Raw genomic sequence first — 24,878 nt, forward strand, 5'->3', positions numbered from 1 at the left:
TGATGCCACGCGTCTGAATCCACTTCAGGGACAATTGGTAGAGACTTCGGGTTACCAGAACCTGAACGTGTAGGCGACGATCAGGCGATTTTCATCGACATCCGTCGTTTCGCTGCCGCGATAAGTGACGTTGCGCCAGCGCAGGCTCAGGTTTCGTAAAGGCCCGCTCTGGACCACGTAGGCAATGTCGGTATTGCGCTCCCACTCTTTGGCGGCAACGCCTCGAATATCGAAGTCATCGCCTCGAATGTAGCGCGTCATCAGTGTCAGTCCGGGTATGCCCATGGGTGCAAAGTCATAGTCGTAGCGCAATTGCCAGGAGTCTTCCCTGGCCCGTACGAAGGGTTGGTAGGTGCCGTTGTTCAAGGCCCAGGGGTCGGCGACCAACAGATAGGGAAGCCCGGTGTCGCCACTCTGATTCTGATAACCGAGGCCTAGTGAATGACCACCGCTGCTCAACGTCAGCATGCCACCCAGATAGCGGTTGTCGACGTTGGTCTGGCCCTCGTCATCGCTGCCGAAGTAGCGGACATCAGTCTTCAAGTTGATGCTTTCGGTCAGGGCCGATTTATACAGAAGGCTGGCGGCATTCTGGCTGTAGTTATCCTTCAGTTCAGCGCGGTAGAACGTGGCACTGAGATCAGGCTGGAAAGCGAAGGTCACGCCGGCATAGTTGAAGCGGTCGGTGGGCACGCCGCCGTTGGAGCCGTCGGCCGCCATGCGCATGTCTTCGTAGTCGGACGAGTCGCGCTGGTGGGCCTGGCGAAACTGTCCGGCAGTGAGGCTCAGGTTCTGGATGTCGGTGGATACGATCTGACCACCCTGATAGGTTTGTGGCAGCAGGCGCGTGTCATTGCGAAACAGCACCGGCATCACCGGTTCGTGGTTACCGAGCGTGACCTGAGTCTTGGCGACTTTGAGCTTGGCGGTCGGTGCCAGGAAGCTGTATTCATCGACGGGCTCGCCGGTCCGCTGACTGCGCTGCAAGACGCCGGTGCCGCTGCTGCCTCCACCCGAGTCGAGCTTGATGCCGACCAACCCCAGCACATCCAGGCCAACGCCTATCGTACCCTCGGTAAATCCCGAGTTACCGCGCAAAATGAAACCTTGTGCCCAGTCTTCCGCCTTGCTCTGGGGCTTGCCGTCATGGCGCGGGCCGTCAATCAAGCCGGCGTCCCGGTAGTCACGATTCATGTAGAAATTTCGCGTTTCCAGGCTCAAGTGACTATCGGCGACCAGGTCTGCGTGGGCCGGTGTCGTGAGTAATAATGCACAGATACATGGGACTTTCAGGGAATACCGGGCACGAGTCGACCCGGCCATATGCCCGGTGACGGGATTGGCTGTACGCATGATGAGATGTTCCTGCCTGCTGTAAGTTGTTTTTGTTGTTCAGCCAGCCCCGGGTGGGGGCTGTTTTAGGGTTCTATGAACAATGACTCTTCGGCGAGGGCAGGCAGGTCGGGATTGCCTATTGTGCCTCGTCGTCTTGTTGCTCGTCGCCGAGCGATATAGCTGCCATGTCGCCTTGTAGCTTGTTGAGGTAATGCAGCAGGCTGACGCTGTCGTCGAAACTGAAGCCTTTCAACGCCTGCTGGTAAAACGTCTGGATCCGCTCCTGCAGTGAGTCCCAGAATGCCCTGCCGGTATCGGTCAATTGCACCAGGCGTGCACGTCCGTCATCCGGGTGCGGCACGCGTAGCACATGGTTGTCGCGTTCCATGCGCTTGAGCACGCCGTCCAGGCTCTGGCGGCTGACGAACAGGTACTCGGTCAGTTCAAAGAACGAGATACCGCCTTCATAACGTTCACGTGACAGTGCGCCAAGCACGGCCCATTGCACCGTGCTGATGCCCATCTCTTTCTGGACTTGCCTTTGCAACACGTTGCCGGTCTGGAACAACCGGAAAAACAGCGTATTGGGTACGGATCGGGTATCGCTATTGTTCATTAATGTTCCTTGTTGGCTCCGTCAGGGCGAGCGCGATTGTATGAGCATCCGGCCTGGCGGAGCCGACAGGGCATCAGTTAGGGACAAACTCGCGCGCGATGATATTTTTCATGATCTGCGCGGTGCCGTCACCGATTTGCAGGCCAAGTACATCGCGCAAGCGCTGGGCGAACGGCAGGTCCTCGCCGTAACCGGTGTGCCCATGGGCCAGCAAACACTGCTTGACCACATCGAACGCCAGTTTCGGCCCCCACCACTTGTTCATGGCCGCTTCGGCATTGTGTGGCAGCTTATTATCCTTGAGCCACAAGGCGTAATAGCACTGCAGGCGGGCAGCATGCACGTAGGTCTGCAATTCTGCCAGTGGGTGGGTCAAACCCTGGAAGGATGATAATGCCTGGCCGAAGGCCTTGCGCTCGGTCAGCCACTGCCAGGTTTCATCCAGCGATTGCTGGGCCAGGGCCAGGCACTGCAGGCCGATCAGGGCGCGGCTGTAGTCGAAGCCTTGCATGACTTGCTTGAAACCCTTGTTCTCATCACCGAGGCGATGGTTGACCGGCACCTGGACATTGTCGAAAAAAATCGAGCCGCGACCGATGGCGCGTTCGCCGGCATCCTCGAAGCGGGTAGTGCTGATGCCAGGCAGGTTCATCGGCACCAGGAACGCGCTGATACCGCTGGCGCGTTGCTCCACGGTGCCGGTGCGGGCGAAGACCACGGCGACGTCGGCCTGGTCGGCCATGGAAATAGAAGTTTTCTCGCCGTTGAGTACATAGACGTCGCCCTTGAGTTCGGCCTTCAGGCGCAGGCTGGCGGCATCCGATCCGCCGCTGGGTTCGGTCAGGGCGATGCAGGCGACTTTGCGCCCCGCAGTCATTTCGCTCAGCCATTCCCGGGCCAATGAGGATTCGGCGTATTGGGCGATGATCTGGCCGTTGAGCGACGTCAGCAGCGGGATGTACGCCACGTTGAAGTCACCACGGGCCAGTTCTTCGATGATCAGGCCGGCGGTGACGCAGTCCAGGCCGCTGCCGCCGAACTCTTCCGGCAGTTCACCGCCGAGCAGACCCATTTCGCCCATCTGGGCAATGACTTCGCGCTCGATGCGGCCATCGCGATCCCGTTGGCGGTAACCGGGGGCGAGGACGTCGGCACTGAATCGGGCAACGCTTTCGCGGATGGCATTTTGTTGTTCTGTGAAGGCGAAATTCATGATGCTCTCCAGGCCATTCGAGTGCTGTGCCGGCAGCGCGATGGCTGCCGACGCAGGGATCATTTGTAGAATTTACGGAACTCGGGCTTGCGCTTTTCCTTGAAGGCGGCGACGCCTTCCTTGGACTCCTCGGTGTCGTAGTACAGGCTCAGGGCCTGCATGCCGAGGCCACCGATACCGCCGATGTTGGCGCTGTCGGCATTGAACGAGCGCTTGGCGATGGACAGCGCGGTCGGGCTCTTCTCGAGAATTTCCTCGCACCACTTCTGTACTTCTTCATCGAGCTGTTCGTGGGGTACCACGGCGTTGACCAGCCCCCAGTCCAGCGCCTGCTGAGCGCTGTATTTGCGGCACAGGTACCAGATCTCGCGGGCACGTTTTTCGCCAATCAGGCGCGACAGGTACGCCGTGCCGTAACCCGGATCGACCGAGCCGACCTTGGGGCCGACCTGGCCGAACACGGCTTTGTCGGAGGCGATGCTCAGGTCGCAGACCACGTGCAGCACGTGCCCGCCGCCGATGGCAAAGCCGTTGACCCGGGCGATCACCGGCTTGGGCACTTCGCGGATCAGGTTCTGCAACTCTTCGACCGGCAGGCCGATCAAGCCGCGACCGTCGTACTGGCCTTCATGGGCGCCCTGGTCGCCGCCGGTGCAGAAGGCCTTGTCGCCTGCGCCAGTGAAGACGATGACGCCGATTTCCTTGTTCCAGCCGGCGCGGTTGAAGGCGTCGAGCAACTCCATGCAGGTCTGGCCGCGGAACGCGTTGTAGCGCTCCGGGCGGTTGATGGTGATGGTGGCGACGCCGTTGAGTTCCTGGTAGAGGATGTCTTCGTAGTTCATTGCAATATCTCCTGGTAGTTGGTCGTCGGGCTTAGCCGGCCATCGTCAGTCCACCGGACACGCTGATCACTTGTCCGGTGATGAAGTTGGCGTCGTCGCTGGCGAGTAGGGCGATGATGCCCGGGTAGTCTTCGGGCTGGCCGAGGCGACGCATCGGCACGGCATTCTTGAACGCTTCCAGGAGCTTTTCCGGGTTGCTGGAGGTTTCGGCCACGCTCTTGAGCAGCGCAGTGTCGGTCGGGCCGGGGCAGACCACATTGACGTTGATGTTCTTGGTCGCCAGTTCCCGCGCCAGGGTTTTACTCAAGCCCACCAGGCCCGCCTTGCAGGCCGCGTACACGGCCTCGCCCGAGGAGCCGACGCGGGCGGCATCGGAGGCGATGTTGATGACTTTGCCGCCACCGGCCTCGAGCATTTTCGGCAGCACGACGTGGTGCATGTTCAGGGCACCGGTCAGGTTGATCGAAATCAACTGTTCCCACTGCTTGGGTTCCGTTTTGAGGAAGGGCATGAAACGGTCGAAACCGGCGTTGTTGACCAGTACCGTCGGCACGCCCAGATCTTTTTCGATGGTGGCGACGGTGTCGGTGATCACGGCGTAGTCGGTGATGTCGGCGGCGTAAGCGACTGCTTTGCCACCGGCTTCGCGGATCAGGTCGACGGTGGTTTGCGCCGCGGCGCTATCGCGATCGAGCACGGCCACCAGGCTACCTTCGGCAGCGAAGCGCTGGCACACGGCGCGACCGATGCCGCCGCCGCCACCGGTGATGATCACGGTTTTTCCACTTAGGCCTTTCATAGGGGCATTCTCCAGGTCAGTTGAGTTGCGTGTATCGAGTGTGTGGATCAGCGACGCTTGGCCGGGTCGATGCGAATGCTCGCGGCCCGCTCATGCAGCTTGAATTTCTGGATCTTTCCGGAGGGCGTGCGGGGCAGGGCGGGCAGCACTTCCAGGTATTCGGGCAAGTAGTTTCGCGACAGGTTGTGTTCGAGCAGGAAGGTCACCGCGTCATCGAGGCCCAGCTCTGTATAATCGTCATGCAAGGTGACGTAGGCGCAGACACGTTCGCCAAGACGCTCGTCGGGGCAGCCAACCAGGGCCACCGCTAAAATGGCCGGATGCTTGTAGAGCAGGTTTTCCACCTCCACCACCGGGATGTTTTCGCCGCCGCGGATGACCACATCCTTGGTTCGTCCGGTGATGCGGATATAGCCCTGGGCATCCATGCGGGCCAGATCGCCGGTGTCGAACCAGCCCAGGGCATCAACGCAGTAGAGATCGGGACGCTTGAGGTAGCCCACGAACAGACTGGCGCCGCGAACCTGAAGGTGGCCTTCGCTGCCGGCGGGGAGCGCAAACCCGGTATCGTCGACCACCTGCACCTCCATCAGGGGCAAGGCGACGCCGTCGGTGTAAATGGCTCGCTCGGGCTCGTCCTGTGGGCGCGTCATGGTGGAAGCGCCGGTTTCGGTCATGCCCCAGGCCGAGATGATTTTCGCGTTGATGCTTTTCCCAGCCTTTTCCACCAGGCTTTCCGGAATGGGTGCGCCGGCCGAGACAAAAATACGCAGGCTCGACAGCGCATCACCGTTGTCCGGCGCAAGCTCAATCAAATCGGCGAGAAACGGCGTCGAGGCCATCGTAAAGGTGGGGCGCTCGGCGGCGGCGATCCTGATCGCGGTGCGCACATCCCAGACGTCCTGCAGCACCGCTGCCGCACCCAGGTAGACGGGCATCAGCAATCCGTAGAGAAAACCGGTCTGGTGAGCCATGGGCGAGGCCATGAAGATAATGTCTTCGTGGACAAGCGCTAGGCGTTCGGCATAAGGAATGATGTTGCTCAACAGTGTTCTGGACGTGTGCAGCACGCCCTTGGGTTCACCGGTGGTGCCGGAGGTGAACAGCAGTTGGACGATGTCGTCGGCATGCGGGCGGCGCTGGGCGAACAGAGCCTGGGTATCGCAATTCTTTTCCCATTCCCGGTTGAGCAGCTGCTGTTCAAAGCTGTTGTCGCCGTCGCCACCTATCACCAGCACATGGCGCAGTTCCGGCAGGTCGGTGCGTAAGCCTTCGGTCATGCTGGCGTAGTCAAAGCCGCGGAAATGTTGTGGCACGACCAGTAGATGACTACGGGCGTGGCCGAGCATGAAGCGCAGCTCGCGTTCACGAAAGATCGGCATCAACGGGTTGAACACGGCGCCGATGCGGGCACAGGCCAGGAACAGCGCGCTCATTTGCCAGCAGTTAGGCAACTGACAGGAAACCACGCTGCCTTTTTCCACGCCCAGGGAAGCCAGGCCGGCAGCCATGCGGGTGACCACTGCATCCAGTTCGCCGAAGGTATAGGAGGTGGGAGTGTCCTCTCCTGCGCGGTAACCGGTCAGGGCGCGGCAGTCTGCGCCTTTGGCAAGCTGTGAGTCCCAGTAGTCTGTAATGATATTGTCATTTAATGAATCAGTGCTGGGCGCATTTGAACGACGATCTGGTGGTGTGCCTGTCCAGGTGTTCATTTATTTATATCGACTCTTAAGGGTTGGCGTTGTTGTTATCTTACGATCTGGTATTGCCCTTTCGATGACTTGAAGATAAGGCTTTCAAAATTAATATGTCAACATATTGTCTTTGTATTTTTCTGTGGATATATTCGAAGCCAGTCCCGAATAACAAGAGGTAGGTGACATGGCTTTCCTGAACATCCTTGTCGAGCAGCGTGCGGCCGTTGGCCTGATCCGCCTTAATCGCCCGACTGTCTATAACGCGCTCAATGACGCCTTGATGACCGAGTTGGGCCAGGCACTGCTGGCCTTCGAGGCCGATGAGCAGATTCGGACCATCGTCATTACCGGCAACGACAAAGCCTTCGCGGCCGGCGCCGACCTCAGCGAATTGCAGTTCAAGGGCTTTGCTGATGTGTACCTGGAGAATTTCGTCACGGCCAACTGGGAAACCGTCACTCGCTGCCGCAAACCGGTGATTGCAGCGGTTGCCGGCCTGGCACTGGGCGGTGGCTGCGAGCTGGCGATGATGTGCGACATGATCATCGCCGCCGACAACGCCCGTTTTGGCCAGCCCGAAGTCAAGGTCGGCACGTTGCCCGGTGCCGGTGGCACCCAACGGCTGGCCCGCGCCATCGGCAAGGCCAAGGCCATGGACTTGTGCCTGACCGGGCGCTTCATGGAGGTCGATGAGGCCGAGCGACTCGGGTTGATCAGCCGCGTGGTGCCCCTGGCCGACCTGCTGGATGAAGCCCTGGCCGTGGCCGAACTAATCGCCGGTCACCCGGCCCTCGCGGTGAAACTCAATAAAGAAGCGGTCAACCGGGCCTTCGAAACCACCCTGGCCGAGGGTGTGCAGTTCGAGCGGCGACTGATGCACGCCAGTTTTGCCAGTCAGGACCAGAAGGAAGGCATGCAGGCCTTTGCCCAGAAGCGCAAGCCGGTATGGACCCACCGCTGATATGCGCAATTGATTGGCAAGTCGCATAAAAACAATAAGAGGAACTGTCCGATGACCGCAACCGTACAAATGACCCGCGAGGGAGGAGTGGCCTTGATCCGCGTCGACCATCCCCCGGTCAATGCCCTTGGTCACGCCGTGCGCGCCGGACTGCTGGAAGCCTTTGTCGCGGCCGAGCAGGACAAGCAGGTCGAATTGATCATGCTCTATTGCGCGGGCAAGACCTTTATCGCTGGAGCCGATATTCGCGAGTTCGGCCAGCCTGCACAGGCACCGATCCTGCAGGAGCTGACCCTGGCCATCGAGAACGGCAACAAGCCCTCGCTGGCGGTGATGCACGGTTCAGTGCTGGGCGGCGGGCTGGAGATAGCACTGGGCTGTCACTACCGCATTGCCCACTTGGCCACGCGGCTCGGCTTGCCCGAAACCCGCCTGGGCCTGTTGCCCGGTGGTGGTGGTACTCAACGCCTGCCACGCCTGGTGGGTGTGGAGAACGCGCTGGACATGATCATCACGGGTGAACCGATCGAGGCGGCCCAAGCGTTGGGTCTGGGTCTTGTAGACGCCCTGTTCGATGATGAGCCTCTGGTCGCAGGCCTGCGGCAGGCACGACAGTTGTTGGCCGAGCACGCCCCCGTGCGCCGCGTTGGTCAGGTTCAGGTACCCACTGACTGTGCCCAAGCAACGGCTTTGTTTACCGCGCGGCGCAGTGAGATCTGCCGAACCCAACCTGATTCATTCTCGGCGCCGCGTTGCCTTGCCGCGATCGAAGCGGCGACCCAAATGCCATTGATCGAAGGCCTGCAGCGCGAGCGCGCGCTGTTTCTCGAATGCATGGCATCACCCCAGCGCGCGACGCTGATCGAAGACTTCTTTGCCCGGCGCCAGGCGGCCAAGAACCGCTAAAGCTGAATCAATGGCCAGCCTGGTGTTGGCCTGACTATCGATCGAGGACTTTGCATGGACATCCACTACACACCTGCCGAGCTTGAGTTCCGTACCGAGGTGCGTGCCTTTCTTCATGACGCGCTGCCGGCAGACATCGCCAGCAAAGTTCGCCTGGGCAAGCGTCTGAGTAAGGACGACCACCAACGCTGGCAGCGCATCCTGGCCCGGCGCGGCTGGTACGCGGCCAATTGGCCGGTGACCTTCGGTGGCACCGGTTGGGGCGTGGTGCAAAAACATATTTTCGAGGAGGAGTGCGCCGCCTTCGGTGCACCGCGCCTGATATCCTTCGGCGTCAACATGGTTGCGCCAGTGATCATGAAGTTCGGCAGCCCGGCGCAGCAGGCGCATTACCTGCCGCGGATTCTGTCGGGCGAAGACTGGTGGTGCCAAGGGTATTCCGAGCCGGGCGCAGGCTCGGACCTGGCCAGCCTCAAGACCCGCGCCGTGCGCGAAGGAGACCACTATGTGGTCAACGGCCAGAAGACCTGGACCACCTTGGGCCAGCACGCCAACATGATTTTCTGCCTGGTGCGTACTGACAGCGAGGCGCAGCAGCAGAGGGGCATTTCTTTCCTCCTGATCGACATGACCACCCCCGGCATCAGCGTACGCCCGATCATCACGCTCGAAGGCGAGCATGAAGTCAACGAAGTGTTCTTCGACAACGTGCGCGTGCCGGTGGAGAACCTGGTGGGTGAAGAGAACCAGGGCTGGACCTGCGCCAAGTACCTGCTGACCCATGAGCGCACCGGGCAGGCCGGCATCGGCCAGTCCAAGGCCGCACTGGCGCACCTCAAACAGGTGGCCGGGCAGGAGTTGCGCAACGGTCGGCCACTGCTGGACGACCTGCAGTTTCGATTGCAGGTCGCCGAGGTGGAGATTCAGCTGCTGGCCATCGAGATGAGCACCTTGCGCATCCTCGCTGCCGCCCAGGCTGGCGGTGTGCCCGGTGCCGAAAGCTCGATCCTGAAGATCAAGGGTTCGGAAATTCGCCAGGCCATCAGCCACTTGCTGCGCAAGGCGTTGGGCGTCAAGGCATTGCCTTTCGTCGAAGCGGAACTGCATGACGACTTCACTGGCAGTCCGCTGCACAGCGACTACAGCGCCGCCCCCGCCAGTCAATATTTCAACCTGCGCAAGCTGTCCATCTACGGCGGCTCGAATGAAATTCAAAAGAACATCATCGCCAAGATGATTCTTGAGCTTTAAGGAGGTACGCAATGGACTTCACACTTAGCTCCGAGCAGCAGATGCTGCAAGACACCGTGGCCCGACTGGCCCGCGATCACTACAGCTTCGAAGCCCGCGAAGGCTACTACCGCAGCGAAGCCGGCATGAGCCCGGCGTTCTGGAATCAGATGGCCGAACTGGGCTTGTGTTCGGTGCCGATTGCCCAAGAACATGGCGGCTTTGGTGGCAGCGGCGTGGACAACCTGCTGATCATGACCGAGCTCGGTCGCAACCTGTGCCTCGAGCCGTTCTTGCAGTCGCAGATTCATGCGGCGGGCCTGCTGCAACAACTGGGCGATACGGGCCAGCAGGCAGACCTGCTGCCGCAAGTGGCCGAGGGCTCGCTGCAACTGGCCGTGGCGCTGGAAGAGCTGCAAAGCCACTACCAGTTGCACGATGTGCAGACCCAGGCGCACCCGGTCGAGGGTGGCTGGCGTCTGTCCGGACGCAAGATCGCCGTGGTCGGCGCTGCCAGTGCGGGGTTGATCCTGGTGTCGGCGCGTACTGGCGGTGATGCGCGCAGCGAACACGGCATCAGCCTGTTCCTGGTCGAAGCGCAAGCGGACGGTTTGCAGCGTCGCGATTACCCCTGCATCGATGGCCCGCGTGCCAGCGACCTGATCCTCGACGATGTCTTCGTGGCTCGTGGGGCTTTGCTCGGCAACGTCGGCGAGGCCTTGCCGGCCTTGCGTTATCAGCAGGGTCGCGCCATCGCCGGGCAATGCGCCGAAGCCATTGGCGGCATGCAGGAAGCCTTTCGCCTGACCCTCGACTACCTCAAGACACGCAAGCAATTCGGCGCACCCATTGGCAAGTTCCAGGTGCTGCAACACCGCATGGCCGACATGCGCGGCGAACTGGAGCTGGCCACCTCGATGGCCATCCTCGCCGCCTGCGTGGCCGATCAGGCCGACAGCGACGAACGCAGCCGGCAACTGGCCGCCGCCAAATTCGTGGTGGTCCGCGCCGCACGCCTGATCGCCGAGCAAGCGATCCAGTTGCACGGCGGTATTGGCATGACCTGGGAATACAGCCTGGCCCATCACGCCAAGCGCCTGGTGATGTCGGGCCATCAATTGGGCGATGACGACCACCATTTGCAGGCCTACGCAGACTTGCTGCGCAGCGCCTGATCAATCACTGCAAAAGCGGTGACCGCCTCGGGCACAGGTCGCCGCGCCAAGACGGGAACACACTATGAAAGTACTGGTAGCGGTAAAGCGTGTGGTGGATTTCAACGTCAAGGTTCGCGTCAAGGCGGACAACTCCGGCGTCGACCTGGCCAACGTCAAGATGGCGATGAATCCCTTCTGTGAAATTGCCGTGGAAGAAGCGGTGTGCCTGAAAGAACAAGGTATTGCCACTGAGGTTGTGGTTGTGAGCATCGGCAGCAGCGCGGCACAGGAGCAACTGCGCACGGCGCTGGCCCTGGGTGCCGACCGCGCCATCCTCGTCGAATCTGCCGAAGATCTGACTTCCCTGGCCGTGGCCAAGCTATTGAAAGCTGTTGTCGACAAGGAACAGCCTCAACTGGTGATCCTCGGCAAGCAGTCCATCGACAGTGATAACAACCAGACCGGCCAGATGCTCGCTGCATTGAGCGGCTACGGTCAGGGCACTTTTGCTTCGAAAGTCGCCATCAGCGGCGACAGCGTTGTGGTGACCCGCGAAATCGACGGCGGCGCACAGACGGTTGCCCTGAAACTGCCGGCCATCGTCACCACCGACCTGCGTTTGAACGTACCGCGCTACGCGTCGCTGCCCAACATCATGAAAGCCAAGAAGAAGCCGCTGGAGGTGCTCACGCCCAGCGCTCTGGGCGTCAGCTGCGCTTGCACCGTGCACACCTTGAAAGTCGAAGCACCGGCCGCGCGTAGCGCCGGGATCAAGGTCAAGTCGGTGGCCGAACTGGTCGAGAAACTCAAGAACGAGGCGAAGGTAATCTAATGGCTATCCTGGTTATCGCTGAACACACCAACGCGGCGCTGGCGGCTGCCACCCTCAATACCGTGACCGCAGCAAAGCAGATCGGTGGTGACATTCATGTGCTGGTCGCAGGTCACGGCGCGGGCGTCGTGGCTGAAGCGGCGGCCAAGGTCGCTGGCGTGACGAAAGTGCTGCTGGCCGACAACGCCGCTTATGCGCACCAATTGCCGGAAAACGTCGCGCCTCTTGTTGCCGAACTTGGAAAGGGCTACAGCCACATCCTCGCCGCCGCCACTAGTAACGGAAAGAACATTCTGCCGCGGGTTGCCGCGCAACTGGATGTCGACCAGATCTCCGAGATCATCGCGGTCGAAAGCGCCGATACCTTCAAGCGCCCGATCTACGCCGGTAACGCCATCGCGACAGTGCAATCATCTGCCGTCGTGAAGGTGATCACCGTGCGCGGTACTGGTTTCGATGCCGCTGCTGCCGAAGGTGGCAAAGCCGTCATCGAAACGCTCGCCATGGTCATCGATAGCGGTCAGTCGGCTTTCGTCAGTGAAGAGCTGGCCAAGTCCGATCGCCCGGAGCTGACCGCCGCGAAGATCGTCGTGTCGGGTGGCCGTGGCATGCAGAACGGCGACAACTTCAAACACCTCTATGCGCTGGCGGACAAGCTCGGCGCGGGCGTTGGGGCGTCGCGCGCGGCCGTCGATGCCGGTTTTGTGCCGAACGACATGCAGGTCGGCCAGACCGGCAAGATCGTGGCGCCGCAGTTGTACATCGCCGTGGGCATCTCCGGCGCGATCCAGCACCTGGCTGGCATGAAGGATTCCAAGGTCATCGTGGCGATCAACAAGGACGAAGAGGCGCCGATCTTCCAGGTGGCCGACTACGGCCTGGTGGCGGATCTATTCGACGCCGTGCCGGAACTGGAACGGGCGATCTGAGGAGGTGCTTGTGAATACTTTCAAACAAATCGGGGTGATCGGAAGCGGCGCCATGGGCCGGGGGATCGCTCAGTTGTTCGCCACCGCAGGCGTTCCGGTGCTGCTGTATGACAGCCGCAGCGAAGCGACGGAAGAGGCGCTGCAAGCCAACCGGGCTTTGCTTGAGCGCTCCGCAGCCAAGGGCAAGTTGAGCAGTGAAGCACTGGCGACCGCACTGGCTTGCATGCGACCGGCCGTAAGCCTTGAGGCCCTGGCCGATTGTGATTTGTTGATCGAGGCGATCGTTGAAAACCTCGACGCCAAGCAGGGGCTGTTCCGCGCGCTGGAGCAAGTGGTCAGAGCCGATGCGGTGCTGGCGACCAATACCTCATCCTTGTCGGTGAGCCTGATTGCCAGTGCCTGCCGGCATCCCGAGCGGGTGGCCGGGTTTCACTTTTTCAACCCGGTGCCACTGATGAAGATCGTCGAAGTGGTACGCGGTGAGCTGACCGACCCGCAGGTGATCGAGCGTCTGGCGACGCTGGCCGGGCACGCTGGACATTTTGCCGCGACGACGCCTGACTCTCCGGGTTTCCTGGTCAATCATGCCGGGCGGGCCTTCGGTCCGGAGGCATTGCGTATCCTGGGCGAGGGGATTGCCACCCCGGCGCAAATCGATCGCATCCTCAAGGACTGCCTCGGCTTTCGCATGGGGCCGTTCGAGCTGTTCGACCTGGTCGGCCTCGACATCTCCCATGCGGTGATGGAGTCGATTCACACCCAGTTTTACCAGGATCCGCGCTACACCCCATCGGCGCTGGTACCACCCCGTCTGGCCAGTGGCTTGTTGGGGCGCAAAACAGGGCAGGGCTTCTATCGCTACCAGGACGGCAGTGTGGTCGAGAAAGCGCAGCAGGCGCCGCCGCAGGTGGCCATCACCCAGCCATTCTGGCTGGACTGCGGTGACTCGGCAATGCGCGAGCGGATAGCGGCGGTGCTGTCTGTCGCCGGCGTGGTGCTGGAACAGGGTGATCAGCCCAGTGCGAACGCCATCTGCCTGGTGACGCCGCTGGGCGAGGATGCCAGCAGCGTGATCGCCCGCAAGCGACTGCCGCCGCGACGCAGCCTGGCGCTGGAGACCTTTGTCGGCTTCGACACGCGCCGCGTACTGATGCGCCAACCGGCGCTCGACGCGCAGGTGCTGGCGCAGGCACGCCAGGCCCTGGGCGCCGATGGCGTGCCGGTGGAGGTCATCAATGACTCGCCGGGCTTCATCGCCCAGCGCGTGCTCGCCGGGATCGTCAACCTGGGCTGCGAGATCGCCCAGCGCCGTATCGCCGAGCCCGCCACCCTGGATCGTGCGGTGCAGTTGGCCCTCGGTTACCCCTATGGTCCGCTGGGTTTTGGCGACCATTACGGTGCGTCGCAGATCCAGCAGATCCTGCACCAACTGCATGAGCTGTATCAGGAGCCGCGCTATCGGGTCAGCCCCTGGCTGCGACGCCGGGTCCAGCTCGGCCTACCCCTGACCACCGCCGAGGAGCAAGCATGAGTGCCTATATCTACGATGGCCTGCGTTCGCCTTTCGGTCGCCACGCCGGGGCTTTGGCCGATGTGCGCCCCGATGACCTGCTGGCCAGTGTGGTGTGTGCCCTGGTGGCGCGTAACCCGTTCGAGGTGCGCGACTATGAAGACTTGGTTGCCGGCTGCAGCAGCCAGGCGGGTGAGGACGGGCGCAACCTGGCGCGTCATGTCGCTCTGTTGTCCAGCCTGCCGACGGCCGTTGGCGGATTGACCGTCAATCGCCTGTGCGGCTCTGGCCTGGCCGCCGTGCTGGATACTGCCCGCGCGGTGCGCGCCGGTGAGGGCGAATTGTTCATTGCAGGCGGCGTCGAAAGCATGAGTCGTGCGCCGTTTGTGGTGGCCAAGGCGCAAAGCGCCTGGTCCCGTGACTTTCAGGTGTACGACAGCACAATCGGTGCACGCTTTCCCAACCCGAAGGTGGAGTCCGGGTTTGGTGCCGATTCGATGCCGCAGACAGCGGACAACGTCGCCCTTGAACTGGGCATCACGCGCGAGGAAGCCGACATCTATGCCGCTCGCAGTCAGGCGCGGTTCGACGCGTCCGTGCGCGATGGCTTCCAGGCCGGTGAAATCCTGCCGATCGAGGTGCCGCAAGGGCGCAAGCAGCCACCGAAGATCGTCGACCGTGACGAACATCCGCGTCCGCAAAGTAACTTCGAGGTGCTGTCGGGCCTGCGGCCACTGTTTGAAGGCGGCGTTGTCACCGCGGGTAATGCCTCGGGCATCAACGATGGCGCGGCTGCGCTGCTGATTGGCTCGCGCGCCATTGGAGAGAAAGCGGGTCTCAGGCCTCGTGCGCGCATTCTGGCCGGCGCCGTGGCCGGTGTCGAACCGCGCCTGATGGGCCTCGGTCCGGTACCTGCCTGCACCAAGGCGTTGCAGCGCGCAGGTTTGAGCCTGGCCGACATGGACCTGATCGAAATCAACGAGGCGTTTGCCGCACAAGTACTCGGCTGTGCCAGGCAACTGGGCCTGGCCTTCGATGATCCGCGCCTGAATCCCAACGGTGGCGCCATTGCCATCGGTCACCCGCTCGGCGCTTCCGGCGCCCGTCTGGCCTACAGCGCGGTGCGTCAACTGGAGCGCAGCAACGGGCGCTACGCCCTGGTCAGCCTGTGCATTGGCCTGGGCCAGGGCATTGCCTGCGTGATCGAACGCCTCGACTAACAAAACATCACAAGAATGAACCCGGAGAAATACCCATGGCCAACAAGGCAAGCTTCAACTGGATCGACCCGCTGCTGCTGGATCAGCAACTCACTGAAGAAGAGCGCATGGTGCGAGACAGTGCCCAGCAGTTCGCCGCCGACAAACTGGCGCCTCGGGTTCTGGAGGCTTTTCGTCACGAGCAGACCGACCCGGCGATCTTCCGCGAGATGGGCGAGACCGGCCTGCTCGGCGCAACCATCCCCGAAGCCTACGGCGGTAGTGGCCTGAACTATGTGTGCTACGGCCTGATCGCTCGGGAAGTCGAGCGCGTGGACTCAGGTTATCGCTCGATGATGAGTGTGCAGTCATCCCTGGTCATGGTGCCGATCAATGAGTTCGGCAACGAAGCCACCAGGCAGAAATACCTGCCAAAGCTGGCCAGCGGTCATTACATAGGTTGCTTCGGCCTGACCGAACCGAACCATGGCTCCGATCCGGGCTCGATGATTACCCGGGCAAGAAAAGTCGACGGCGGCTATCGTCTGACCGGAAGCAAGATGTGGATCACCAACAGCCCGATCGCCGATGTCTTCGTGGTCTGGGCCAAGGACGATGAAGGTCGGATTCGCGGCTTCGTCCTGGAGAAGGGCTGGCAGGGCCTGAGTGCGCCGGCTATCCACGGCAAGGTCGGCCTGCGTGCGTCGATTACCGGCGAAATCGTCATGGACAACGTGTTCTGCCCCGAGGAGAACGCCTTCCCTGAAGTGCGTGGCCTGCGCGGCCCGTTCACCTGCCTGAATTCGGCGCGTTACGGCATCGCCTGGGGTGCGCTGGGTGCGGCCGAAGATTGCTGGCACACCGCGCGCCAATACGTGCTGGATCGCCAGCAGTTCGGTCGCCCGCTGGCTGCCAACCAGTTGATCCAGAAAAAGCTGGCGGACATGCAAACCGAAATCACCCTGGCCCTGCAAGGTTGCCTGCGCCTGGGGCGGATGAAGGACGAAGGTACTGCCGCGGTCGAAATCACCTCGATCATGAAGCGCAACAGCTGCGGCAAGTCGCTTGATATCGCACGCCTGGCGCGGGACATGTTGGGCGGCAATGGCATCAGCGACGAGTTCGGTGTGGCCCGTCATCTGGTCAATCTGGAAGTGGTCAACACGTACGAAGGCACCCACGACGTGCATGCGTTGATCCTTGGGCGTGCGCAAACCGGTATCCAGGCGTTTTTCTGATGTTTGCCTGAATGGAGCCGCTTCGGTCTGTTTGCCGGACGGGCCGAACGTGACGACGAGCCAAAAAAAAAGAAGGCGATGGTCATAACACCATCGCCTTTTTCATTTCGGCTAGCTGGCTACCCTGGCACGCGCTCAGGGAAACCATGGAAGGACGTGAAAGCGGCGACCGGTTCGCGCTGAGTGTGCAGGCTGTTTTCCGGTGCGTCGCGGTCCTCATGCCCGAGTGCGATGCCGCACACCAGGATGTCCTCATCCGCCAGGGACACATGACGGCGGACGATCTGGTGATACCAGGCGAACGCGGCCTGGGGGCAGGTGTGCAGGCCCTGGCCGCGAGCGGCGAGCATGATGTTCTGGATGAACATGCCCAGGTCGATATAACTGCCGGTATTGAGTCTGCGGTCGAGGCTGATCAACAGGCCGACCGGGGCCTCGAAGAAGTGAAAGTTGCGCAGGTGCTGATGCTCGCGCGCCTCCCGGTCGTTGCGGTCGATGCCGAGCGCTTCATACAGGCCATAACCGGACGCGCGACGGCGGCCCTGATAGGGTTCGAACCAGTTGTTCGGGTAGTACTGATATTCAGGATCATGCTGACCGGCTTGGGTGGTGGGGGTCAGGATATCGGCACACAGCGCCTGCTTGGCATCGCCGGATAGCACATGGACATGCCACGGCTGCACGTTGTTGCCGCTGGGCGCTCTGGAGGCTACCTTGAGGATATGTTCAATCACCGGCTTCGAGATGTCCAGGGGCAGGAAGCGGCGGACCGACTTGCGTGAGCGTATGGCGTTATCTACGTGCATGAAGGGTCTCCGGATTTTGCGCGGTTCAGTCGAGTTCGGCGTAGCCCCTGATTCGAATACGATGGTGCTCGTTGGCGAGTATCAGTTGGCGGGTAGTGGTGTCGCTCTGGTAAAGCGTTGGACGGTCGCCCAGGGCAATGGGCGACAGGAAGCGCACGCCAAAGCGACGCAGGCGCGAACCGGGCAGCAGGCTGCCGAGCAAGCCCATTCCGAGCATGCACTGAGCAAGCACGTCCGAGTGCCCGGCCTTGGGCTACGCGGACGTTTTCCAGTACGCTCATCTGGCCGAACACGGCCGATATCTGGAAGGAGCGCACCAGCCCCAGGCGGGCGATCCTGCTGGGCGCCAGCTTGCCGATGGCTTGCCCTTGATACAGATCCGCGTCGCGGATGGCTGGCAGGAAGAGGGTCAGCAGATTGAAGGCCGTGGATTTGCCGGCACCGTTGGGGCCGATCAGGGCATGGATATGCCTCTCCCGCACTTGAAGATTGACCGAATCCACAGCAGTGAAGCCATTGAACTTCTTGGTCAAGCCCCGGGTTTCGAGAATGACATTGCTCATCGCTTTCCTTCCTGCCTGATGATGGTTTGCCTGGCTGAACAGCCCCGCGCGTGCCTGGGTCAACCCTGATCGGTTGGCGTACAGGTAAGTGGGGTGCAATCCGGCGCCGCAGAAGGCAGACAAGGAAGGGTATAGGTAATCATATTGTCATTGATGTCGAGGGTTCGATTCTTGGCAGAACAGACGCCGGACATTATTTTTGTGCTTTGTTGTTGGGCTCGACGATACGCTTTGATATTTATTAATGTCAATATATTGTCTTTGTTTTTGTGCGTGCAGTCCGAAGCTATTCCGTTGCACGAGTGGAGAGGGCGTTTGGGACGGCTCCTGCATTGAAGCATTCAAAAAAGGGGGGGAGAGGCGAAGGGGCGATGTTGAGGACTTATCAGATTGGGTAGTCCGGGAGAGTTCGCTTGCAACCGCTGTCTCGAATTTGGCGGAGTACCTACTGGATTATTGGGGCGACTCGAATATCAACCTACGCGTGAGCCGAAGGTGCATTATGACTTTTGAAAGGGATGGGAGTGACCGCTTCTGGCCGATTCTGTTGAAAAAGTCAGCTTCGGTTTCCACGGCAGAAAAGTACGCGTCTGAGATTGAAATCTGTGTTCTGCGCAGAAGGTTCAGGGCTCAGATTTCACGTAGCGGCGTGCAAAAATGCGTTTTCAACGCTCAATGCACTGGTCGTCAGGCTAGGGCGACTTTTTCAACAGAATCGGCCGTTCTCTGCCGGTCGTCACTACGGCGTGTGCTGGTCAAGTCGAATGCAAACGGTTGGTCAGCACGGATGCAATTGACTGGTCAGGTCCAATGCAAATGGGTGGTCAAACCCATGCAATTACGCAGCGGCAGACACGATGGCCAAGGATAGAGATTTCAGGTGCGATCAGCGCTTGGGCGAAAAGATGGAGGCAGGCGAGCCGTTGATGGAACAGGCGGTGCAAACGTTACGCCGATACCATGAAGCGCAATATCTCGATCTACTACGCCGAACACAAACTGCTGCCCGGCAAGACGCGGGCGTTCGTGGATTTCATCATCGAGCAGTTTGCCGAGCAGCAATTGGCGCAGCGGTTCAGCGCCGTTTGAGCTTGGCGCAGGACCGAGGTGCTGCCATCGCGGGCAAGCCACGCTCCCCCATGGGATCTCCATTGATTGCACATTTTGCATACGACACGGAGCTGATGTGGGAGCGTGGCTCCCACAGGGGGGATTTTGCAGGGCGGGGATCAGGCTTTCTGGATGATGTTGCCCGCGTGCAAGCCGCATTCTTTCTGCGTGGCTTCTTCCCACCACCAGCGACCTTCGCGCTCGTGCTGGTTTGGCAGCACCGGGCGGGTGCACGGTTCACAGCCAATGCTGATGAAGCCGCGCTCATGCAGGCTGTTGTACGGCAGCTCCAGCATGCGGATATAGCCCCAGATCTCTTCGCTGGTCATTTGTGCCAGCGGGTTGAATTTGTACAGGGTGCGCTCTGGCGTCGAGAACGCGCTGTCGATTTCCAGTACGGCAACCTGACTGCGGGTGCCCGGGCTCTGGTCGCGGCGCTGGCCGGTGGCCCAGGCGCTGACGGTAGACAGCTTGCGGCGCAGCGGTTCGATCTTGCGGATGCCGCAGCATTCGCCATGACCATCCTTGTAGAAGCTGAACAGGCCTTTTTCCTTGACGAACGGTTCGAGCTTTGTATGGTCCGGGGAGACCAGTTCAATCTCGATCTTGTAGTGCTCGCGCACCTGATCGATGAAGCGATAGGTTTCCGGATGCAGGCGTCCGGTGTCCAGGCTGAAGACTTTGACGTTCTTGTTGATCTTCCAGGCCATGTCCACCAGCACCACGTCTTCGGCGCCGCTGAAGGAGATCCACAGGTCGTCCCCGAACTCGGCAAAGGCGAGTTTGAGAATGTCCTGGGCGGATTTGTTGGCATAGGTCGCGGCGAGTTCAGTGACGTCGAACGATGGGCTCATCAGGGCGGTTTCCTACAGGTCGGTGGCGCTAAGCGCTCTATATAGTGGCGATGGTAGCAAAAACCCGAGGCGACAGGGGCGCTCGTCTGCGTTGCGTCGGTCGGTACGACTCGCTAGAGTTTGGCAGTCCTTTTGCTCGCTCAACTCAATAATCAGTACAAATGGGAGTGTCTTGTGGAAATTGCCTGTCTCGATCTGGAAGGTGTATTGGTCCCGGAAATCTGGATCGCCTTTGCCGAAAAAACCGGGATTGAATCCCTCAAGGCAACTACCCGGGATATTCCCGATTACGACGTGCTGATGCAGCAGCGCTTGCGCATCCTCGACGAACACGGCCTGAAGCTGTCCGACATTCAGGAAGTGATCGCCACCCTGAAGCCACTCGACGGTGCCATCGAGTTCGTCAACTGGCTGCGCGAGCGGTTCCAGGTGGTGATTCTTTCTGACACGTTCTACGAGTTTTCCCAGCCGCTGATGCGTCAACTGGGCTTCCCGACCTTGCTTTGCCATCGTCTGATTACGGATGACACGGGGCGGGTGACGGGCTATCAACTGCGTCAGAAAGATCCCAAGCGTCAGTCGGTATTGTCCTTCAAGAGCCTCTACTATCGGGTGATTGCCGCCGGTGATTCGTACAACGACACCAGCATGCTGGGCGAGGCGGACGCCGGGATCCTGTTCCACGCGCCAGACAACGTGATTCGCGAGTTCCCGCAGTTTCCGGCGGTGCACAGCTTTGCCGAGCTGAAGCAGGAGTTTCTCAAAGCTTCAAACCGTGATTTGAGTTTGTAAGTGAACACTGTGGCGAGGGAGCTTGCTCCCGCCGGCCGGTCCGCGCTCGGGCGTAGCAGTCGTAAACCAGTACACGCGAACTTTCTGAAGATTCGCGGCGTCAGGTTTTGGGGGCGCTCCGCTCCCCAGCGGGAGCAAGCTCCCTCGCCACAACAGCCATGCATCAGAGGTTTTGCAGGGTTTCGAGCAACACCTTCACCTTCGTGATGGACTCCTGATACTCGGCCTGCCAGTCCGAATCGGCGACGATCCCGCCGCCGCCCCAGCAGCAGACCTGACCATCCTTGACCAGCAAGCTGCGGATGGCGATCGAGCTGTCCATTTCCCCGCGTACATCCAGATACAGTAACGAGCCGCAGTACAAACCACGACGGGTGGGTTCCAGCTCGTCGATGATTTGCATGGCGCGGATTTTCGGCGCGCCAGTGATCGAGCCACCAGGGAAGCTGCCGGCGATCAGGTCCAGGGCATCCTTGTTGTCAGCCAATTCGCCAGTGACGCTGCTCACCAGGTGATGCACGTTCGGGTAGCTTTCCAGGCTGAACAACTCGGGCACGCGCACTGAGCCAATGCGGCAGGTGCGGCCCAGATCGTTGCGCAACAGGTCGACGATCATCAGGTTTTCCGCACGATCCTTGGGGCTGGCCAGCAATTCGGTGGCGTTGGCCGCGTCTTCGTCGGCGTTCTGACCGCGCGGGCGAGTGCCTTTGATCGGGCGGGTTTCCACGTGGCCTTTGCTGACTTTGACGAAACGCTCTGGCGACAGGCTCAGCACCGCGCCGCCGTCGGGCAAACTCTGGAAACCAGAGAACGGCGTTGGGCAGGCTGCCCGCAGCGCGCAATACGCGGTCCACGGATCGCCTTGGCATTGTGCGCGAAAGCGCTGTGCGAAATTGACCTGATAGCAGTCGCCGGCCTGGATGTACTGCTGGATACGCACAAACGCCTGCTGATAGTCGCTGGCGCTGAGGTCGGGGCTCATGGCGCCGCTCAGGGTGAACGGTGCAGTCGCTGCAGTCGTGGGCTGGCTGAACAGCTGGATCAGACGCTGGCGCTCGGTGTCGATCAGGTTGGGATGGAACACCAGCTGACTGCTGCCGATCAGGTGATCGCTGATCAGTGCCCAGTCATACAGACCGAAGCGCGCGTCGGGCAGTTGCAGGTCATCGTGAGCCTGGGAGGGCAGGGCCTCCAGGTGACGGCCGAAATCGTAACTGAGGTAGCCGATCAAGCCACCTGCGAACGGTAATTCGTAGGGGGCAGGAATCGCTGCATCGCCGAGCCGGGCCAGCGTGGCGCGCAGGCGTTGCAGGAAAGCACCGCCAGTTTCGTCAGGCGATACCGCCAGTGTTGCCAGTGGCCAGGCGCTGAGTACGTCATAGCGTCCGCGCTCGGCATTCGGCCGGCCGCTGTCGAGCAGCACGCTGCCCGGGGCATGACGAATCGCCGCGAAATACTCGGCGGGGTTGGCGCGATAGGGAAGCGGGTATACGGAGCAGGTCAACATGGGCGGGGCAGATCAGCCATCGAGGCGGGGTGGCGATTGTAGTCCTCTGCGGGATTTGCTCCTAGAGGGGATGTGGGGAAGAGATACATCATGTACGGCTGCGCAAACCCTGTGGCGAGGGAGCAAGCTCCCGCCGGCCGGTCCGCGCTCGGGCGAAGCAGCCGTAAAACCGGCACATGTGTTCTGCTTGTAAGGTTGCGTTGTCAGGTTTTAGGGCCGCTTCGCGCCCCAGCGGGAGCAAGCTCCCTCGCCACAAAGGCTTAGTCTTCAGCCGAGGGGATATTCCCGAACATGTGCTGAACAAACTCCACGCGCTCCTGCGGCGTTTCGGTAATCCCTCTGGCCTTCAGCTCTTCCAGGCGTGCCTCGACGGCATGAGTACGGGTGGTCAACCCGCAATCATTGGCGATCTGAATGTTCAGCCCGGGCCTCGCGTTGAGTTCGAGAATCAGCGGACCTTTTTCCTGGTCCAGCACCATGTCGACACCGATGTAGCCCAGGCCGCACAGCTCATAACAGCTGGCGGCAAGTTTCATGAAACCGTCCCAGTAGGGCAGTTGCACGTCATCCACCGCGTTAGTGGTATCCGGGTGCTTGGCGATGATGCGGTTCATCCAGGTGCCACGCAGCGTCAGGCCGGTGGCCAGGTCGACACCGACACCGATAGCGCCCTGGTGCAGGTTGGCCTTGCCGCTGGACTGCCGGGTGGGCAAACGCAGCATGGCCATCACCGGGTAGCCCATCAGCACGATGATGCGGATGTCCGGCACGCCTTCATAGCTGATGCTTTTGAAGATCTGGTCGGGAATCACCCGGTATTCGATCAGTGCGCGGTCGCGGTGACCGCCCAGGGAATACAGGCCGGTCAGTATGCTGGATATCTGGTGCTCGATTTCTTCATGGCTGATGATCCTTCCGGAAACCGTGCGGTACTGGCCCTCGAAACGGTCGGCGATCACCAGGATGCCGTCACCGCCGGCACCTTGCGCCGGTTTGATCACGAAGTCGTTGTGGTTGCCGATGATTTCGCCGAGCTTTTCGATTTCTTTCTCGGTGGAGATCACGCCGTACATCTCCGGCACGTGAATGCCGGCCTTGATCGCGCGTTCCTTGGTGATGATCTTGTCATCGACAATCGGGTACAGGCTGCGCTTGTTGTACTTGAGTACGTAGTCAGCGTTGCGCCGATTGATGCCCATGATGCCCCGGGCGTGCAGGGCCTTCCAGGTCTTCCAGAAACCGAACATTACGAATCGGCCTTGACGAAGGCTTTGAAGCGCATGAGCTCAGTCAGGCGATAGCCGCGATAGCGCCCCATGGCCAGCATGAAGCCCACCAGGATCAACAGGATCGCCGGGAAGGTGAACACAAAATAAATCAGTTCCGGAATGCTCATGATCAGGTGTCCCAGAGAGGCGGCGAACAGCGTACCTATCGCGACTTTCAACGCATGCCCGGCGCCGCGTTCTTCCCAGGTGATCGACAGGCGTTCGATGGTCATGGTCAGAATCACCATCGGGAACAGCGCCACCGACAGCCCGCGTTCCAGCCCCAGTTTATGGCTGAACAGGCTGATGGCGGCAATCAGCACCACAACGAAGGTCAGCACCACCGACAGCCTCGGGAGCATTTGCAGCTTCAGGTGCTCAAGGTAGGAGCGCAGCGACAGCCCCAGCGCCGTGATCACTGTAAACAGCGTAATGCCGAAACCCAACCCGGTTTCGCGAAAGGCCAGGGCAACCAGCACCGGGGTAAAGGTGCCGAGGGTCTGCAAGCCGATCAGGTTGCGCAGGATCAGGATAACCAGCACGCCGATCGGGATCATCACCATGATCATGAAGGTTTGCTGGGTTTGCAGCGGCAAGCCGTACAGCGAGTAATCAAGAAAGCTGGCGTCGGTGTTTTCGTCGGTCAGCTTGGCCAGGCGAATGGCGTTCATTTCGCTGTTGTTCAGGCTGAAGGTGACGTTGGCCTTCTTGCCGCCCTCGACGGTGATCAGGTTGTCATCGCCGGTCCACCACAGCAGGCGATCGGTGGGCAGGCCTTGCTCGCCGGTTTCCGGGTTGAAGTACAGCCAGTCAGTGCCATTGAAGCTGCGCAGCCAGAGTTCCGGGGTTTGCGGTTGATCGGCGACCAGGTGGATGGTGTGGACCTTTTCCATCGGTACGTGGGCAATGGACAGCAGCAACTCGACGATTTTCGCTTTGTGCGCCGGTGACGGATCGCCGGCCAGCAGCAGTTTTGCGTTGTCGTCATTGGCGTTGTTGACGCGTTTGATCGCTTCGCCGATGAAGGTCTCGACGTCGGCCGAGTGCTGGCGAATCGGGGCGAGCAGGGCATCGGCGGCGACTTTCTCCGGGCCTTCGACGGCGATGCTGTCGCGGAAGGTCGGGCCTTTGACTTTGGATTTTTCACCGGTGTAGCGCTTGGTCAGCACCAGGCGGTAGTAAAGCGTCTGGTTGCCCTTGGCCCGACGTGCCGACCAGGTGACCTTGCGGTTGCCGTCGACGCGATTGACCGCAACGCCATAATTGTTGGAGATAAAGCTTTCATTGAGGCTGACATAGTCGCGGCTCAGCGGTGGCACGAACATCTGGATCTTGACCGGGTCCTTGGCACTGGCGACGAACTCGACCTTGGCGTCGATGTTCCACAAATCGTCGGTGGCGTCTTCGGTCACCGGAATGCCCAACACGAAAATCTGATAGGCCGTCACTGAAAGGCCCAGCACCACCAATAGGGTGATCAGGATTTTCAGGTGGAGGGTAAGGGAGCGCATGGG

Annotated in this window: 22 protein-coding genes and 2 pseudogenes; 11 read left to right on the forward strand and 13 right to left on the reverse strand. The window is 60.8% G+C overall.

Annotated features, from left to right (window positions below; genetic code table 11):
• Positions 1-51 precede the first annotated feature (51 nt).
• The 6 genes from HK44_RS03815 to HK44_RS03840 all read right to left on the reverse strand — a co-directional run bounded on the left by HK44_RS03815 (position 52) and on the right by HK44_RS03840 (position 6,517).
• On the reverse strand, positions 52-1,353 hold the full coding sequence (locus tag HK44_RS03815) for an OprD family porin (RefSeq protein WP_052014716.1): 1,302 nt from the start codon (positions 1,351-1,353) through the stop codon (positions 52-54).
• A gap of 118 nt (positions 1,354-1,471) precedes the next feature.
• Complete coding sequence (locus tag HK44_RS03820; protein WP_019689439.1) at positions 1,472-1,951, reverse strand: MarR family winged helix-turn-helix transcriptional regulator; 480 nt, start codon at positions 1,949-1,951, stop codon at positions 1,472-1,474.
• A gap of 73 nt (positions 1,952-2,024) precedes the next feature.
• Positions 2,025-3,164: a cyclohexanecarboxyl-CoA dehydrogenase gene (gene aliB, locus HK44_RS03825; RefSeq protein WP_024264735.1), complete on the reverse strand. Its 1,140-nt coding sequence runs from the start codon at positions 3,162-3,164 to the stop codon at positions 2,025-2,027.
• 59 nt (positions 3,165-3,223) lie between these two features.
• Positions 3,224-4,006 carry an enoyl-CoA hydratase-related protein gene (locus HK44_RS03830; RefSeq protein ID WP_019689441.1) on the reverse strand — a complete coding sequence of 261 codons (783 nt, stop codon included), beginning with the start codon at positions 4,004-4,006 and terminating at the stop codon, positions 3,224-3,226.
• A gap of 31 nt (positions 4,007-4,037) precedes the next feature.
• Complete coding sequence (locus HK44_RS03835) at positions 4,038-4,805, reverse strand: SDR family NAD(P)-dependent oxidoreductase (RefSeq protein ID WP_019689442.1); 768 nt, start codon at positions 4,803-4,805, stop codon at positions 4,038-4,040.
• Between the two features lie 47 nt (positions 4,806-4,852).
• The gene (locus tag HK44_RS03840; RefSeq protein WP_019689443.1) at positions 4,853-6,517 is read right to left on the reverse strand and encodes an AMP-binding protein; all 1,665 of its coding nucleotides are present in this window, start codon (positions 6,515-6,517) and stop codon (positions 4,853-4,855) included.
• A 169-nt stretch (positions 6,518-6,686) separates the two neighbouring features.
• Between HK44_RS03840 and HK44_RS03845 the strand changes: the two genes are divergently transcribed.
• The 9 genes from HK44_RS03845 (at position 6,687) to HK44_RS03885 (ending at position 16,464) form a co-directional block, all read left to right on the forward strand.
• Positions 6,687-7,463 (forward strand): enoyl-CoA hydratase, encoded by a 777-nt coding sequence (locus HK44_RS03845; protein ID WP_019689444.1) that lies wholly within the window; start codon positions 6,687-6,689, stop codon positions 7,461-7,463.
• A gap of 51 nt (positions 7,464-7,514) precedes the next feature.
• Positions 7,515-8,369: an enoyl-CoA hydratase/isomerase family protein gene (locus HK44_RS03850; protein ID WP_019689445.1), complete on the forward strand. Its 855-nt coding sequence runs from the start codon at positions 7,515-7,517 to the stop codon at positions 8,367-8,369.
• A 54-nt stretch (positions 8,370-8,423) separates the two neighbouring features.
• Positions 8,424-9,620: an acyl-CoA dehydrogenase family protein gene (locus HK44_RS03855; protein ID WP_019689446.1), complete on the forward strand. Its 1,197-nt coding sequence runs from the start codon at positions 8,424-8,426 to the stop codon at positions 9,618-9,620.
• Between the two features lie 11 nt (positions 9,621-9,631).
• The gene (locus HK44_RS03860; protein WP_019689447.1) at positions 9,632-10,774 is read left to right on the forward strand and encodes an acyl-CoA dehydrogenase family protein; all 1,143 of its coding nucleotides are present in this window, start codon (positions 9,632-9,634) and stop codon (positions 10,772-10,774) included.
• A 64-nt stretch (positions 10,775-10,838) separates the two neighbouring features.
• On the forward strand, positions 10,839-11,588 hold the full coding sequence (locus HK44_RS03865; RefSeq protein ID WP_019689448.1) for an electron transfer flavoprotein subunit beta/FixA family protein: 750 nt from the start codon (positions 10,839-10,841) through the stop codon (positions 11,586-11,588).
• Positions 11,588-12,517 (forward strand): electron transfer flavoprotein subunit alpha/FixB family protein, encoded by a 930-nt coding sequence (locus HK44_RS03870; RefSeq protein ID WP_019689449.1) that lies wholly within the window; start codon positions 11,588-11,590, stop codon positions 12,515-12,517. The genes HK44_RS03865 and HK44_RS03870 overlap by 1 nt, the downstream gene beginning before the upstream one ends.
• A 10-nt stretch (positions 12,518-12,527) precedes the next feature.
• Positions 12,528-14,048, forward strand: coding sequence for a 3-hydroxyacyl-CoA dehydrogenase (locus HK44_RS03875; protein WP_019689450.1), 1,521 nt, complete (start codon positions 12,528-12,530; stop codon positions 14,046-14,048).
• On the forward strand, positions 14,045-15,247 hold the full coding sequence (locus HK44_RS03880; protein WP_019689451.1) for a 3-oxoadipyl-CoA thiolase: 1,203 nt from the start codon (positions 14,045-14,047) through the stop codon (positions 15,245-15,247). The genes HK44_RS03875 and HK44_RS03880 overlap by 4 nt, the downstream gene beginning before the upstream one ends.
• A 35-nt stretch (positions 15,248-15,282) precedes the next feature.
• Positions 15,283-16,464 carry an acyl-CoA dehydrogenase gene (locus tag HK44_RS03885; protein ID WP_019689452.1) on the forward strand — a complete coding sequence of 394 codons (1,182 nt, stop codon included), beginning with the start codon at positions 15,283-15,285 and terminating at the stop codon, positions 16,462-16,464.
• Positions 16,465-16,583: 119 nt separating this feature from the next.
• Here HK44_RS03885 and HK44_RS03890 read toward each other — a convergent pair whose 3' ends face one another.
• The 3 genes and pseudogenes from HK44_RS03890 to HK44_RS03900 form a co-directional block, all read right to left on the reverse strand.
• Positions 16,584-17,270, reverse strand: a complete 687-nt coding sequence (locus HK44_RS03890; RefSeq protein WP_019689453.1) for a nitroreductase — start codon at positions 17,268-17,270, stop codon at positions 16,584-16,586.
• A gap of 25 nt (positions 17,271-17,295) precedes the next feature.
• On the reverse strand, positions 17,296-17,502 hold the full coding sequence (locus tag HK44_RS03895) for a hypothetical protein (RefSeq protein ID WP_162174761.1): 207 nt from the start codon (positions 17,500-17,502) through the stop codon (positions 17,296-17,298).
• Position 17,503: 1 nt separating this feature from the next.
• A pseudogene (locus tag HK44_RS03900) lies at positions 17,504-17,833 on the reverse strand (ATP-binding cassette domain-containing protein); the annotation flags it as partial.
• 969 nt (positions 17,834-18,802) lie between these two features.
• Between HK44_RS03900 and HK44_RS03905 the strand changes: the two are divergent.
• Positions 18,803-18,922 (forward strand): annotated as a pseudogene (locus HK44_RS03905) (LysR family transcriptional regulator); the annotation flags it as partial.
• 140 nt (positions 18,923-19,062) lie between these two features.
• Here the strand turns inward: HK44_RS03905 and HK44_RS03910 are convergent.
• Positions 19,063-19,797, reverse strand: a complete 735-nt coding sequence (locus HK44_RS03910; protein ID WP_019689457.1) for a phosphoadenylyl-sulfate reductase — start codon at positions 19,795-19,797, stop codon at positions 19,063-19,065.
• A 174-nt stretch (positions 19,798-19,971) separates the two neighbouring features.
• Here HK44_RS03910 and thrH point away from each other — a divergent pair, with 174 nt between their 5' ends.
• The gene (gene thrH / locus HK44_RS03915; protein WP_019689458.1) at positions 19,972-20,589 is read left to right on the forward strand and encodes a bifunctional phosphoserine phosphatase/homoserine phosphotransferase ThrH; all 618 of its coding nucleotides are present in this window, start codon (positions 19,972-19,974) and stop codon (positions 20,587-20,589) included.
• A gap of 163 nt (positions 20,590-20,752) precedes the next feature.
• On the opposite strand, the gene pabB is transcribed toward thrH, so the two are convergent.
• The 3 genes from pabB to HK44_RS03930 form a co-directional block, all read right to left on the reverse strand.
• Complete coding sequence (pabB, locus tag HK44_RS03920) at positions 20,753-22,096, reverse strand: aminodeoxychorismate synthase component I (RefSeq protein WP_019689459.1); 1,344 nt, start codon at positions 22,094-22,096, stop codon at positions 20,753-20,755.
• A gap of 260 nt (positions 22,097-22,356) precedes the next feature.
• A complete protein-coding gene (locus HK44_RS03925) occupies positions 22,357-23,343 on the reverse strand; it encodes an alpha-L-glutamate ligase-like protein (protein ID WP_019689460.1) in 987 nt (328 codons plus the stop codon).
• Positions 23,343-24,875 carry an inactive transglutaminase family protein gene (locus HK44_RS03930; RefSeq protein ID WP_019689461.1) on the reverse strand — a complete coding sequence of 511 codons (1,533 nt, stop codon included), beginning with the start codon at positions 24,873-24,875 and terminating at the stop codon, positions 23,343-23,345. Before HK44_RS03930 ends, HK44_RS03925 begins: the two co-directional genes overlap by 1 nt.
• Positions 24,876-24,878: the final 3 nt, after the last annotated feature.

The organism is Pseudomonas fluorescens HK44 (assembly GCF_000217955.3).
Lineage (GTDB): Bacteria > Pseudomonadota > Gammaproteobacteria > Pseudomonadales > Pseudomonadaceae > Aquipseudomonas > Aquipseudomonas fluorescens_AQ.